Origin of the sequence: Lacticaseibacillus salsurae, assembly GCF_045862175.1 — a bacterium.
In the GTDB taxonomy this organism is placed as follows: Bacteria; Bacillota; Bacilli; order Lactobacillales; family Lactobacillaceae; genus Lacticaseibacillus; species Lacticaseibacillus salsurae.
On sequence record NZ_BAAFZI010000052.1, the window covers coordinates 1 to 14,848 of the forward strand.

13 protein-coding genes are annotated in these 14,848 nt (G+C 47.5%); 12 read left to right on the plus strand and 1 reads right to left on the minus strand.

All coding sequences use genetic code 11. From position 1 onward, the window contains the following. Positions 1-425: 425 nt before the first annotated feature. The 12 genes from yycF to ACKTSG_RS11630 all read left to right on the plus strand — a co-directional run bounded on the left by yycF (position 426) and on the right by ACKTSG_RS11630 (position 13,656). Complete coding sequence (yycF, locus tag ACKTSG_RS11575; RefSeq protein ID WP_056965028.1) at positions 426-1,136, plus strand: response regulator YycF; 711 nt, start codon at positions 426-428, stop codon at positions 1,134-1,136. 82 nt (positions 1,137-1,218) lie between these two features. Further along, positions 1,219-3,123 (plus strand): cell wall metabolism sensor histidine kinase WalK, encoded by a 1,905-nt coding sequence (gene walK, locus ACKTSG_RS11580; RefSeq protein ID WP_407894929.1) that lies wholly within the window; start codon positions 1,219-1,221, stop codon positions 3,121-3,123. Further along, positions 3,113-4,474, plus strand: a complete 1,362-nt coding sequence (locus ACKTSG_RS11585; protein WP_407894931.1) for a YycH family regulatory protein — start codon at positions 3,113-3,115, stop codon at positions 4,472-4,474. Before walK ends, ACKTSG_RS11585 begins: the two co-directional genes overlap by 11 nt. An 11-nt stretch (positions 4,475-4,485) precedes the next feature. Then, positions 4,486-5,283: a two-component system regulatory protein YycI gene (locus ACKTSG_RS11590; RefSeq protein ID WP_407894933.1), complete on the plus strand. Its 798-nt coding sequence runs from the start codon at positions 4,486-4,488 to the stop codon at positions 5,281-5,283. A gap of 30 nt (positions 5,284-5,313) precedes the next feature. Beyond that, positions 5,314-6,105, plus strand: a complete 792-nt coding sequence (locus ACKTSG_RS11595) for an MBL fold metallo-hydrolase (protein WP_407894947.1) — start codon at positions 5,314-5,316, stop codon at positions 6,103-6,105. A gap of 195 nt (positions 6,106-6,300) precedes the next feature. Beyond that, positions 6,301-7,683, plus strand: a complete 1,383-nt coding sequence (locus ACKTSG_RS11600; RefSeq protein WP_407894935.1) for a S1C family serine protease — start codon at positions 6,301-6,303, stop codon at positions 7,681-7,683. A 505-nt stretch (positions 7,684-8,188) separates the two neighbouring features. Next, a complete protein-coding gene (locus tag ACKTSG_RS11605; RefSeq protein ID WP_407894937.1) occupies positions 8,189-8,575 on the plus strand; it encodes an iron-sulfur cluster biosynthesis family protein in 387 nt (128 codons plus the stop codon). Between the two features lie 161 nt (positions 8,576-8,736). Then, positions 8,737-9,171: an Hsp20/alpha crystallin family protein gene (locus tag ACKTSG_RS11610; protein WP_407894939.1), complete on the plus strand. Its 435-nt coding sequence runs from the start codon at positions 8,737-8,739 to the stop codon at positions 9,169-9,171. A gap of 526 nt (positions 9,172-9,697) precedes the next feature. Beyond that, positions 9,698-10,627, plus strand: coding sequence for an oligopeptide ABC transporter permease (opp3b, locus tag ACKTSG_RS11615; RefSeq protein ID WP_054716816.1), 930 nt, complete (start codon positions 9,698-9,700; stop codon positions 10,625-10,627). Continuing rightward, positions 10,627-11,637 carry an ABC transporter permease gene (locus ACKTSG_RS11620; protein ID WP_407894941.1) on the plus strand — a complete coding sequence of 337 codons (1,011 nt, stop codon included), beginning with the start codon at positions 10,627-10,629 and terminating at the stop codon, positions 11,635-11,637. The genes opp3b and ACKTSG_RS11620 overlap by 1 nt, the downstream gene beginning before the upstream one ends. Before the next feature lie 13 nt (positions 11,638-11,650). Then, positions 11,651-12,700: an ABC transporter ATP-binding protein gene (locus ACKTSG_RS11625; protein ID WP_407894943.1), complete on the plus strand. Its 1,050-nt coding sequence runs from the start codon at positions 11,651-11,653 to the stop codon at positions 12,698-12,700. Further along, positions 12,700-13,656, plus strand: coding sequence for an ABC transporter ATP-binding protein (locus ACKTSG_RS11630; protein WP_407894945.1), 957 nt, complete (start codon positions 12,700-12,702; stop codon positions 13,654-13,656). The genes ACKTSG_RS11625 and ACKTSG_RS11630 overlap by 1 nt, the downstream gene beginning before the upstream one ends. Before the next feature lie 546 nt (positions 13,657-14,202). Here the strand turns inward: ACKTSG_RS11630 and ACKTSG_RS11635 are convergent. Next, positions 14,203-14,715, minus strand: a complete 513-nt coding sequence (locus ACKTSG_RS11635; protein ID WP_407894949.1) for a transposase — start codon at positions 14,713-14,715, stop codon at positions 14,203-14,205. Between the last annotated feature and the right edge of the window lie 133 nt (positions 14,716-14,848).

Sequence of the window (14,848 nt, forward strand, 5' to 3'; positions counted from 1 at the left end):
GGTCTGGTAACTTGAGGCACTGATTGGCAAGTTGCCTAAAGTTGATACGATGAAGAAACTCTTGGAACAAAACGAGCCCGGCGTCATTTGAAAGTTGACCGCCGTCGGCGGTCAGAGTCACATTGGTATTGCATTGCAGGGATAAGCTGGTTAAAGTTGAGATGGTGTGAAGCCTCGCTTTCGTGATGGTTTTCGTTGACTCAACCTTAGCATATAGGCGCACCCAATGGGTGAAACACCAAAGCAGCGCAGTCCCGTGTGAATCGTGGGATTGCGCTGCTTTTTTGAAATTCTATGAATAATCCAGGATGTTAACAGGCAGCGACAAGGTTAAGAAATCGCCATATTAAAGAAGCTTTTTGCCCCGCGGCCAAGAAACCGTTATAATGGAGTCAATATGACCGAACCTGAGGAGGGCCTATTGCATGGCAAAGAAGATCCTAGTGGTTGATGATGAAAAACCCATCTCTGATATCGTGAAATTTAATTTAACTAAAGAAGGCTATGAAGTCGTTACTGCTTATGACGGTGAAGAAGCGTTAGCCAAAGTCCAAGAAGAAGATCCTGATTTGATCATTTTGGATCTGATGTTACCCAAGATCGACGGGTTGGAAGTCGCGCGGCAAGTGCGCAAAGACCGCGATACGCCGATCATTATGTTGACGGCTAAAGACTCGGAGATCGATAAAGTCTTAGGTTTGGAATTAGGCGCTGATGATTATGTCACCAAGCCGTTTTCAAACCGCGAATTAGTGGCGCGGGTGAAAGCCAATTTGCGCCGACAATCCGCTAATCAACAAGCCCAAGAACCAGATGACGAAAACAAAGACCTGACAGTTGGCGATTTGACCATTCACCCAGATGCGTACACCGTGTCCAAGCGTGGCGAAAAAATCGAATTGACCAATCGTGAGTTTGAGCTACTGCATTATTTGGCCCGTCATTTAGGGCAAGTGATGACGCGCGAGCACTTGTTGCAAACGGTTTGGGGCTATGATTACTTCGGCGATGTCCGGACGGTTGATGTGACTGTGCGGCGCTTGCGCGAGAAGATCGAAGACGCGCCATCGCATCCAGAATGGTTAGTGACGCGGCGTGGCGTGGGCTATTATTTACGTAACCCAGACGCTGAATAAGTCGCTTTGGGGCAGGACATGCGTGTCCTGCTCTTTTAGCTAGCAGTCACTGGACTGTATGTTCTCATTTTTAGGAGTTCCGATGAATAAGAAGATCCGCTTTTTCCAATCGATCCACTTTAAAATCGCGCTAGTGTTTATCCTGTTGCTGTTAGTGACAGTGGAGCTCATTGGCGCGTATTTTGTGCGGTCATTGGAACAGCAAAATGTTGAAACCTTTAAAACCAGCTTGAATGTGGACACGTATATTCAAAACAAGCTGGAAACTGATTTAATGCGCACGGATACCAGTGCTGCCAATTCCGACATCAAAACCACGATTTCTCAAGCAGAAATCGCCAATTCTGCTGAATTACAAGTCGTGGATGCCAAAGGAACCATCCGCGCCAATTCCAATATCAACGATCAATCGGATGTCGGCCAAAAATCGGCTTCTGGGAATGTGAAGTCGGTGCTGTATAACGGCCAGATCTTTGAAGGCTTTCAATATGGCAGTGCCACTGGCTCGACGTATTCTAAGATCATTCCATTGAAAAACCCCAATGCCACTGGGGATGGTAGCTCCGTGATCGGGGCGATCGTGATCTCAGCGTCGATGGATACGGTGTATTCAAATATCAATAAGATCGTGCGGATCTTTTTGATCGCCTCATTGATCGCCGGTTTATTGGCGACGATTTTAGCAATCGTGATCGCCAGGGCGATCACGCGGCCGATCGATGAAATGAAAAAACAAGCCATTCGCATGGCGCGCGGGGATTATTCTGGGCAAGTGCGCATTTATGGCCAAGATGAATTGGGCCAATTGGCCGTGGCGGTCAACAACTTGTCTGTGCGCGTTGAAGAAGCCCAAGAAGCCAGCGAAGCTGAACGGCGGCGACTGGATTCGGTGTTAGCTCACATGACTGATGGGGTGATCGCCACGGATCGGCGCGGCAATGTGATCATCATCAACGAAACCGCGTTGGATATGCTCAACACCCGCAATGAAGATGTGATCGGCTTGTCGATCCTGAAGTTATTGAATATCGTCAAAGACTATACGTTACGCGATTTGTTGGAAAATCAAGAAGAGTTGTTGTTGGACTTTTCGCAACAAAGTGACCATGACTTGATCTTGCGGGTGGACTTTTCGTTGATCCAACGCGAAACAGGTTTTATTTCAGGGCTGGTCGCGGTGTTACATGATGTCACCGAGCAGCAGAAAAATGAGCGCGAACGCCGCGAATTCGTGTCCAATGTGTCACATGAATTGCGCACGCCTTTGACGTCGATGCGCTCTTATATTGAAGCGTTGAATGATGGGGCTTGGAAGGATCCAGAAATCGCACCACAATTTTTGAAAGTCACGCAAGAAGAAACTGATCGCATGATCCGCATGATCAACGATTTATTGAGTTTGTCGCGGATGGATTCTGGTACCAGCAAAATCGAATTGGAAACCATCAATTTAAATGAGTTCTTCAACTACATTTTGGATCGGTTTGACATGATGTTCAAAACGGACAATGAAGCCGCTGGATCAGATAATAACCGCGTTCAACCCCTGCCAACCAGCCCTAAGAAGCACTATGTGATCAAACGTGAGATCACCAAGCGCGATTTATGGGTGGAAGTCGATCAAGACAAGTTCATGCAAGTGATCGACAATATCATGAACAATGCGATCAAATATTCGCCAGATGGCGGCACGATCACGGCGCGTTTGGTCGAAACGCACAATCATGTGATCTTATCGATCAGCGACCAAGGCTTAGGGATCCCGAGAAAAGATATCAGCAAAGTCTTTGATCGCTTCTATCGGGTGGATAAAGCCCGCTCCCGGCAACAAGGTGGTACCGGATTGGGCTTAGCGATTTCCAAAGAAGTTGTGGAAGCGTTAGGCGGGCGCATTTGGGTCGACTCACAAGAAGGCAAAGGCAGTACCTTCTCGATCTCTTTGCCTTATGAACCATTAGACGAAGGAGATGATTGGGATGAAGCTTAGTGGTTGGTTGTTACGCATCGGCTTGATCTTAATGATCGCCTTGAGTTTAGTATTTTCGTGGTTGATCTGGCAAAATCCTTCGCGGTTAGGCCATCAACAAGCGGCAGTCACCGTCACTAGCAAATCTGACACTGATGCCACTAAAAAAATCGGCACGGTGTTGGCGCCGACGCAAGCGTATTATCAACATGCCAACACCAAGCAGTTGCTGTTCACCCCAGATGAAGATGTGATCACCGCGTTGCATACCACGGTGAAAAACTGGCAACTCAAAACCGTCACTGCAGGCGGCAAACTGACTGCCAGCGAATATAACGCGCTGTTAGCCAGCAATGACACGTTGCAACTGGTTTACCCAGATAATGTGGCTTACCAACTGTTTAATGGGAATTGGTTTAAATCCGGCGAAAAAGTGGCTAACTTTGCCTTCAACCGCATCGTTATCAACTTAAGTGCTCATCAAGATTCGTTGGTGTTAGTCAATGACCGCACCCGCACCATTCACACGGCGACGTTGAAAAATAATTCGACACAAAAGTTGCAAGCACAAATCGACGCAGACGCGGCAACGAGTTTTGCTGTGCAGGAGTTGCGCTTAAGCAACGGACGCCAAGTGGCAGACTTTAGCGACGAAATTCAAGTGCAACCATATGTGTACTTGTTGGATCAACAATCCGCCAACCATTATGTGTCGTTATTGATCCCATCGGCGCAAACCAGTAACGTCGACGCGCGGGAATTAGGGTCTGATACCGTGTATACGGCAGGAACGGATTACCGTTTGACGTTGAATCAAGATACCCAAGTGATGCAATTTGATGATGCGTCTGCGACCAATAAGGATGCCTCGTTGGCTGGCAATTTGCAAAAGTCATACACCGCTTTGAGCAGTTTGGATCTGTTGGGGATGAATAGCATGCGCTATTATCACTACAACAAAGTCACTCGCATGGTGACGTTTCGCTCAGTGGCCCAAGGTCTGCCGATTTTTAATCCAGATTACTATGGGCGCGTGACAGTCGCTGATACGGATTCTGGTCGACAAATGTTTTTCTCCACGAACAATTTAACGGTACCGATCCCAACCGCCCAAGCCAAAGTTACGCTGCCTGCCACACAAGCGGTGATCGCGCACATCACGAATGTGGGGTATGCTGAGTCAGCCATTGAAGATATCGCGTTAGGGTATCATTGGGCCAAGCAAGATGAGAATTCACAAGTGGTGACATTAACACCGACATATTTTGTTGAGATCGGTGGGCGTTATCGCCGCTACACCAAGTGGTTGGGGCCAAGCGCTGATAAACAAGCCTCAGCATCTGCCGTCGTGGCCACGCATGAACAACAATAGGAGGTGAGCCCATGGATTTTAGACGGATCGAATGGATCTTTTTGATCGTATTTGCCGCGGTGAATATTTTCTTAGGGATCAGCTTCTATCAAAGCCAAGCCGTCGACCAAGCGGTAAGTGAATCGACTACCGGCGAGATCATTGCCGATATTCAACGCAATCAGATCAAATTGCCACGCTTGTCGACTAAGATCCCCACTGGCGGGTATTTGGCGTCACAAGGCAATACCGCTTTGTACAATAATCGCGAGCAGTTGATCGGCCAAACGTTGAGTTTTGACAACGGGACGTTGACCAGCACCTTGAATTCACCGATCGTGGTGAAAAAAACCAATGCCGTGGCCACCTTGAAAAAATGGTTGCAAGTGTCAAGTAACGTGATGTTTGGCAATCAGTACCAATATGCGGAAAGTTTATCGACGAGCAATACTTATGTTTTTTGCCAACAGATCCAAGGCCACAAGATCTATGACAAGCGCGCCCAGATCAGCTTCACGATCAATAACAACAAGCTGGTGGCTTATAAGCAAACATACATTGCCAAAATGCAAGTGCTGAAAAGTAATGTCGAGCTGACGTCAGCGCGGGACGCGGTGGTGGCGTTGTATAAAGACAACGAAATTGCCAACGGGGCCAAAGTCGAGTGGGTCGAGCTGGCGTATAATTATTTGCTAGATACCAAAGGCAGTACGGTTTATGTGCCGACTTGGTTTGTTGGTGTGCAAAATCAAGGGGCCAAAAGTGTTACGATTAAGAAGTTAAATGCGATCACCAAAACGGTGATGAAAGATCGCGCCAATGAGGAATAGAGGATTAATTCAGTGACAGAAGATTTTGGTATGCGCGTCAGTGTGTTGGCGAGCTCAAGTTCAGGTAATGCAACTTATATCGAAACGCCCCAACATCATATTTTGATCGATGCCGGCTTTTCTGGCAAAAAATTACAAGCCTTGATGCAAAGTGTTGGCCGTGACTTAAAAGATGTCGATAGTTTATTTTTAACGCATGAACATACCGATCACTCCAAAGGCGTCGGGGTGTTGACGCGGCGCTACCCCAATATCACGTTGTATGCCAATCAGTTGACGTTGGAAGCTTTGCCACAAACCATCGGCAACTTGCCTGCGGATCAGGTGAAAGTCTTTGAACCAGGCAAAACTTTGAGCTTAGGCGACATGGATATTGAATCGTTTGCGGTATCGCATGACGCCGCGCAAGCGCAATTTTATCAAGTGCATCATGATGACAAAGCATTTGCCATTGTCACCGATACCGGGTATGTGTCTGATCGCGTTGCTGGCACCATTCGCGACGCTGATGCGTATGTCATGGAGTGCAATCATGACGTGGAAATGTTGCGCATGGGGCCTTATCCTTGGCCGTTAAAGCAGCGCATTTTAAGCGATACTGGGCATTTGTCCAATGAAGATGGCGCCAATGCGATCATGGATGTGATCGGCACCCGCACCAAGCGCGTATATTTAGGACATTTGTCTCCGCACAACAACATCAAAGCGTTGGCCCACATCACTGTCGCCAACATGCTGAAGGAACAAGGTTTACCAGTAGGTCGAGATTTTGATATTTATGATACCGACCCGGCGATCGCCGATGCGATGTTCACGGTGTAAAAAGTTGACCGCAGTGCCGGCAAGCTTGCATAATTAAAGTAACCACAGGAGCGGTTTGGCCAGTTGGTCAAGCCGCTTTGTCTTTGCTTGGGTGATCCGGTTTCAGGACTTTTGCGCATAAACTTCATAAAATCATCAAATCCACTTTGTAATATTGGTAGTGTAAGCAAAACGATTCGATTGGAGGATAAGGTTATGGATAATCAATCACACAACTTTCAGGACCAACAACCTGACCAACAACCACAAAAGCCTCGCAATTCGCTGAAACAAACTGCGATCGTTGCCGTGGTTGCGGCAGTGATCGGTGGTGGTGTCGGCGGTGGCGCCGCCTACTATGGGTTGAAGAATGCCGCAGAATCAAGCTTAGGTGTCACCTCAAGCACCCAAAAAGCCGGCACGACTAAAGTGGCCAATGTGGCGGTAAAAGAATCCAATTCCAGCACCACTGCCGCGGCGAAAGTCAAAGGGGCCGTGGTATCGGTGGTCAACTTGCAAAAAGCCCAAAGCACCTCCAGCGGCTTAGATGACTGGAGTGATTATTTTGGCAGTGATGGTTTTGGGTCCGATTCTGGGTCTGATTCGACCAATGGCAACAGCAATGAGTCATCATCATCGCGTAATTCTGATTCTTCCGATCTTGAAGAATATTCAGAAGGTTCTGGGGTGATCTATCAGAAAAAAGACGGCAAAGCCTATATCGTCACCAACAACCACGTGGTGCAAGATTCTGACGCCTTAGAAGTCATTTTATCTGATGGCACCAAAGTCACCGCGAAAAAAGTCGGCACCGATGCGACGACTGACTTGGCGGTGTTGTCGATTTCTGCAGATAAAGTGACGACCGTTGCCAGCTTCGGGGATTCCAGTGTGTTACAAGCTGGGCAAACTGTTTTGGCGATCGGGTCGCCTTTAGGCTCACAATACGCCTCGTCAGTCACTCAAGGGATCGTCAGTGCGACCAGCCGGACAGTGGATGTGACTGATGAAGATACCAATCAAACCATTGGCCAAGAAACCGTCATCCAAACTGATGCGGCGATCAATTCCGGGAACTCTGGCGGGCCGTTGATCAACTTGTCTGGCCAAGTGGTCGGCATCAACTCAATGAAGTTGTCTAGTTCTGGCTCCGATTCATCAACCGCTACGATCGAAGGGATGGGCTTTGCGATCCCAAGTAACGAAGTAGTATCGATCATCAACCAGTTAGTCGAAAACGGCAAAGTCGTTCGGCCGGCTTTAGGCGTTCAGATCCGCGACTTGTCTAGTGTCACTGCCAGTCAGCAACAATCTGTGTTGAAGCTACCAACCAGTGTCACTGGTGGCGCCGTGGTGGCAGGATTCACTAGCGGTTCGGTGGCCAAGGCGGCAGGTTTAGCCAAATATGATGTGATCGTCGGCATTGGGGATGACAAAGTCACCGGCATCGCCGACTTACGCACTGCGTTATATAAGCACAGTGTCAACGATACTGTGAAGATCACGTACTATCACCAAGGCACGAAGAAAACGATGAACATTAAGCTGACTGAAACCACAGATAATTTGTCTAGTGGTGATACGTCAGACGCCAACTAAGTTTGAACCCCAGCAACGCGCGATCGCGTTGCTGGGGTTTTTTGTGGAAATCGCGGGGATAAATTTGTCAAGTGTGGATAGTGGTTGGGAATAACTACCGATGCCACCTGTGGATAAGTCTGTGGATACTGTTTATAACTAGGCTGAAAGGGTGTGGGTGAGTTTTTCCCCAAGATGTGAACAACCTGTGGATAAAGAATATTTTGTTCGGTTCGAACGTCTGTACGGCCTGATCTGGCGCGGGTTACAGCGCCTAAAAATGGAATCATTGCGAAAACGAAGGCTGTGGATAAGCATGCGGGTAAAATAATTCCCTTGATTTTTTGGTCCCAGTCATCTGGTGTCATGAAAAAAGCTCGACACCAGATTTAGGGGGCGAACATACCCTCGTGTGGATAACCGGTGGGGATGATTGGTGCATGGGTGTGCATGATTGACAAGTTGTGGGTAATTTGCTATACTTATGTTAGTAAATGAGTTGTGCACAACCGACAGGAGGCCCGTTATGAACATTACGATCAAACCAGCAGCATTGGCATATCTGAAGGATCATACGACGGAACAAGAACATTTGTTTTTGGCATTAGACGACGGTTCTAGCAAATATTCGCAACTTGGTGGCACCTGTGCCATCGGCAATAAGTTTCAAATTGTTGCCAGTCCAGTGGCTGATGCCGATTATGACATTTCGTTGAACACTGACAGTGAGTTGACGCTGACCACTGGGGATGAAGAAGAAATGTATTTAGGCCATGGGCTGGTGTTGGATTTCCAACAAGCCTCCTTGGTATTACGTGATGATTCTGGGATTTTAGATGGCGCTGTGAACTTGAGCCATCCGCAAGTGTTGACGGCTGAAATGCAAGCTAACATGGGCGACAAGATCTGCTAAAACTGCATTGTGACCAGGATTTGTGAGCGGGTATTTGACGCTCACAAATTTTTTTCAAAAAAGTTTTAGCACTCTCTTGACGAGAGTGCTAAAAGCGACTATAGTATATTATGTAAACAAGAGGTGGCAAGAACCACTGAGAAAGAAAGGAAGTCTGTTTTATGGCTAATGAAGTTGTACGTCGTAATGACTGGTTAGAGGATCCGTTCTTTGATACTTTGGGGCGTCGGTTCTTTGATGGCTTCTTACCTTCTAGCGGCAGTGAACAAAGCTTAAAGACTGACATCAATGAAACTGACGATGCTTATATCGCCAAAGTCGATATGCCAGGCATCAATAAAAACGACATCAAGTTGAACTACCAAGACAATGTGTTAAGCGTTTCAGTCACCAAGTCTGATTTCAATGACCATCAAGATAAAAACGGCAACACCTTGATGAGCGAACGCAGCTATGGCGCCATGAGCCGCAGCTTCCGGTTGCCAAATGTTGATGAAGCCAACATCAAGGCCCAATACACGGATGGCGTGTTGACGATCAACTTGCCAAAGCTGACGGATACCGCTGAAGCTAACCACCAAATCGATATTGAGTAATTCATTTCAGTCATGCTTACAAAAAGCGTCGCGACAGATCTGTCGCGGCGCTTTTTGCGTGTGCGCGCTTGGCAGGCAACTCTGTGGATATGATGAGCAGCCGGTTGAAAAAAGGGCAAATTTGCGCCAGGTTGCTCATCAGTGGTGGACATTTGTATTTCGAACAAAGAAATTTTTTTCGAGACAGTTGCAGATTTCTGTCTTCCAAATAACGAATATGAGCAAACCATGGGAAACCAGATTATTGCCGATTGCGCGGTATCAAAGGGATCGAAGCGATTTTATGAGTGGAGAAAAAAACACTTTGGTTTGATCGCTTGGCAAATTTTTCCGCTTAAATGGGGAGACTCCTATTTACTTTAATGCGTTTTTAATGTAAAGTATGACCATTAAGCCAATACGGCCATTGTTGGGTCGTGGCGGCTACCGGCGCATTACCTGTAACATGTTGTTGATCCACAAGGCAGTGCCGTCATCGTGATCGTTGGCGGCGCGTGTTTATCTTAGACAGATAGGAGTCATTTCCATGGTCAAATATGTCTTGAAGCGGATCGGGTTTTTGATTCTCACCTTGTTCTTAGTTGCTTCCATCACGTTCTTTTTGATGAAGCTGCTTCCAGGGACACCATTCAATAACCCTAAGATCCCAGCAGACCAAATCGCACAATTGAAAGCCCAATATGGGTTGGATAAGCCGGTTTGGCAGCAATACTTGGTTTATATTTTAGGCGTGGCCCATGGCGACTTTGGGACCAGTTATCAGTTCACCGGCCAAACGGTGTCTTACTTGATCTCTTCTCGTGTTGGCCCGTCCTTGCAACTTGGTGCTCAAGCCATGGTCGTCGGGACCTTATTGGGGATCTTGTTAGGTGCTGTTGCGGCGATCCGCAAAAACACTTGGGTCGATTCTGTGGCCACGATTTTTGCCATTATTGGTCGCTCGATTCCAAACTTCGTGTTTGCGGCGTTACTGCAATACTTCGTCGCTTACAAGTGGGGCTTGGCACCAGTCGCGTTATGGGAAGACGGCTTTTCCAGTTCAGTGTTACCCACGTTAGCGTTGGCGATGGCACCATTGGCCAACACCGCGCGGTTCATGCGGACTGAAATGGTCGATGTGCTCAGTTCTGATTATATCGAACTGGCCCGCTCTAAAGGTGATTCTAAGTGGCAAGTGGTGGCTCGCCACGCGCTGCGTAACTCCATGATCCCGATCGTCACGATCATCGGCCCAATGGCGGTCGACTTAATGGTTGGTTCCATGGTTGTGGAAAACATTTTTGCCATCCCTGGTATCGGCGAACAGTTCGTTAAGTCCATCACGACTAACGACTATCCGGTGATCATGGGCCTTACCGTGATGTATTGCTTCATGTTAACGGTGGTCATTTTGATCGTTGATATTTTGTACGGATTCATTGATCCACGGATCCGACTCAGTGGGGAGGCTAACTAATGGCAGATTCTAAACTCAAACTGTCGCCTGACGCGTTCAAGCCAGCCCATGTCAGTGCCGACGAAAAAGAAAAAATCGCCACTCCGGCGTTAACGTTTACGCAAGATGCGATTCGGCGTTTAAAGCAAAATAAAGCTGCGGTCATCAGTTTTTGGATCTTAGTTTTCATTTTTGCAGTGTCGATCATCACCTTGTTTGTGTCACCACACAATCCAAACACGCAAAACCTGAACTACACTTACTTGCCACCGAAATGGGGCAATTTGAACATTCCGTTTTTTAATGGGAAACAAGGCGGCGTTGATATGTACGCCCAAAACCATGTGCCCAATGGAACCTATTTCCTTTTAGGCACAGATTACCTTGGGCGTGATCTGTTGAGCCGGATCTTTGTCGGCACACGGATCTCCTTGGAAATCGCTGTGATCGCCACGTTCTTTGATTTGGTGATCGGCGTGGGCTATGGCATCATCTCCGGCTGGAAAGGCGGGATGGTTGATACCATCATGCAACGTGTGATCGAAATCATTTCTTCTGTGCCAAACTTGGTTGTCGTGATCTTGATGCTGCTGGTGTTCCGACCTGGGATGACCAGTATCATTGTCGCTATCGCCATCACCAGCTGGATCACCATGGCGCGTTTGATCCGGGCGCAAACGTTGCAACTCAAAGATCAAGAGTTCATTTTGGCGGCGCGGACTTTAGGCGAATCTAGTTGGAAGATCGCGTTGAAGCATTTGGTGCCAAACTTAAGCTCCACGATCATCATTCAAACGATGTTCACGATCCCAACTGCGATCTTCTTTGAAGCGTTCTTGTCTTACATCGGGATCGGCTTGCCTGCACCAACTGCCAGCTTAGGGACGTTGCTGAATGATGGGCAAAAAGCCTTACAAACGCAACCTTACTTGCTGGTATATCCTGCCATCGTCATCGTCGTGTTGATGTTAGCCTTCAACTTATTAGCTGATGGTTTGCGTGATGCCTTCGATCCGAAGAGCTCGCATTAAGGAGGCGTCGAAAATGGATAGAATTCTAGATGTTAAAAATTTAGCCATCGACTTCGCCACCTTTGCTGGACCGGTCCATGCGATCCGCAATGTGTCATTTCACTTAGACAAAGGTGAGACCTTAGCAATCGTTGGGGAATCTGGTTCTGGGAAGTCCGTTACCATGCGGACGGTCATGGGTTTGTTGGCCAATAACGCCAGCATCACTTCAGGCGAAGTTTTACTTGAAGGCGATGACATTCTCAAAAAAAGTGAAAAAGAAATGAACGCCATGCGTGGTAACGATGTCGCCATGATCTTCCAAGATCCTATGACGTCACTTGATCCCACCATGACCATCGGTAAACAAGTTGCTGAACCGTTATTGTTACACAACGACATTTCCAAAAAAGCGGCGATGAAAGAAGCCGTGCGCACCTTGGAACTTGTTGGGATCAACGACGCAGAAGGCCGCTTGAACGATTATCCGCATCAATTCTCTGGCGGCCAACGTCAGCGGATCGTCATTGCGATTGCCATCATCAACCATCCGAAGATCTTGATCGCTGATGAACCTACAACGGCGCTTGATGTGACCATCCAAGCCCAGATCATTCACTTGTTGAAAGACTTACAAACCAAAATCGATACGGCGATCATTTTCATCACCCATGATCTCGGGGTCGTGGCTGGGATCGCGGATCGCGTTGAAGTCATGTATGCCGGCAAGATCATTGAATACGGTGATGTGGATGAAGTGTTCTACAACCCACAGCATCCTTACACTTGGGGCTTGCTTGAAGCGATGCCGACGCTGGAAACGAAGCGTGATCGGTTGTTTGCCATTCCAGGCACGCCGCCTGATCTGTTGGATCCACCAAAAGGCGATGCATTTGCGCCACGTAATCCTTTTGTGATGCAAATCGATACGCAACAAGAGCCGCCATTCTTCAAGGTTTCAGCAACGCATTACGCGGCCACTTGGCTGTTGCATCCAGATGCACCCAAAGTGGAAGCACCAGCTGAGATTCAGCGTCGTTGGAAGATCTGGGCAGCAAAGCACCCAGCTAAGGAGGCGGACTAATGGCTGACAAGAAGAAAGTCTTGGTTCAAGTCAAAGACTTGGTCCAAACCTTTAACGCCGGACGCAAAAACGAAGTCAAAGCGATCCAAGATGTGACTTTTGATATTTACGAAGGCGAGACCCTGGGCTTAGTTGGGGAATCTGGTTCTGGTAAAACCACTACTGGGCGGGCGATCATTCGCTTGTATGACCCAACTAGTGGGGAAGTATTGTTTAGAGGCAAAGATATTGCCAAGCTGAAAAACGGCTCCAAGGAAATGTTGGAATTTCGTCGGCAAATGCAAATGATTTTCCAAGATCCTTACGCCAGCTTGAACCCACGGATGAAAGTCAAAGATATCATCGCAGAAGGTTTGGACATTCACCATTTGGTCAAGTCTGAAAAAGAACGCGATGATCGCGTCGCAGAACTACTGGAAGAAGTTGGGTTAAACGCCGATCACTCCACGCGATACCCGCATGAATTTTCTGGTGGTCAACGCCAGCGTATCGGCATTGCGCGCGCACTTGCAGTGGAGCCAAAGTTCATCATTGCGGATGAACCGATCTCTGCTTTGGATGTTTCCATCCAAGCGCAAGTGGTCAACTTGATGAAAGACATTCAAGACAAACAAGGGTTGACGTATTTGTTCATCGCCCATGATCTGTCGATGGTCAAGTATATCTCTGATCGCATCGCGGTCATGCATTATGGTCGCATCGTGGAATTGGCAAGCTCAGATGAAGTGTACAACCACCCGTTGCACCCTTACACGCAAAGCTTGTTATCGGCGATCCCAGAACCTGATCCAGATACTGAACGACTGCGCGTGCCGATCCCATATGACGCGTCGAAAGTCGAAGACGACCGCCCACGCAAAATGGTCGAAGTCTACCCAGAACATTTCGTTTTCGCTTCTGATGACGAGATCCAAGGGTACAAAGACGCTGCGGCAAAAGCCCACGGCAAAGAATAAGGTCAAAATGATTTATCCGGCAGTGACACGGTCATTGTAAAACAAGCGCCCAGCGCTGCCGGTTGCTGGGCGCGTCCCATTTGACCATGGAATGGACTAGGAGTGATCCTGGTCTATTTTTATGCTACCAGTGAAAACTTACACAGATAAGCTTGAAATGATCATGCAATTGGCCTATACTTATTGCATTGCGTAAAAACTGAATAGCCACGCTCACTCGACCAGGCGCTTAAGCGTAGTTCGAGACGACCCGTACACAGAGGTGAAAACCTGCTGTTGTGCGGGTTTTTTTATTTTTGCGTGGCATTCAAAAAGTGTCGCCAATGCTTGGAAGCAAATCGACGACACAAAAAAACGCAGCACCTTGGGAGTTATGCTGCGTTCGATGGGTGTAAATGGCTTGGGAGACATTTACTTGGATTATTGTATCACTATGTTGCTTGGGGCACAATTAACTTTGTACAAAAGATAAACGGCTCTTCGTCAAGTAGAGTTGATATATTTTTGACACCGCACCTAGACCGAAATTGGTCTAGGTGTTTTTTGTTATGCGGCGGTTGCGATGTCTTTGGTTTGGTACCAGGCCAGTTCAAGTTTGATTCGGTCAATGAAGTGACGCCAGTTTCGATAACCGTACGCCGTGTTCTTGATTTTCTTAATGCGTGAGATCATACCTTCTAAGAAGCCATTCGAATAAGGTGATTCAACCGCGTTGAGGACGGCCTTGCGATGTTTCTTCAGTGAGGCGATTGGCGTATCCATGGCGTTATCAAGTTGATGATAAGCGCGTAGATCTTTTTCGAACCCGCTTGTATCATGGTTTTGGAGCGACTTTAATAAGCCTTGGTAGGTGTCGTATGCGATCCGGAAGTGATCATCCAAGTCGAGACACTCCATGACCAAGTTATAGTCCGTTTGGTAGTAACCAACGCTGCTGTGATAACGTGGGTTGACCTTCTCCAGCTTTTCCATTGGACGCAAGAATTGTTTCCATTCTTGTTTCATGAATTTGTATTTCTTGGATCGATGATCCAAGGTCTTCATGGTTTGAACTCGAATTTGATTGTGTCATCGCGCAGTTTATACCGTTCCGATTACTCAAATAAGCGTCAAATAATTCCAGCCCCGATCTGCCGGACTACCGAAATTATTTGACGCTATTTTTATGCACGAAAATCCGGCGATTGACGAT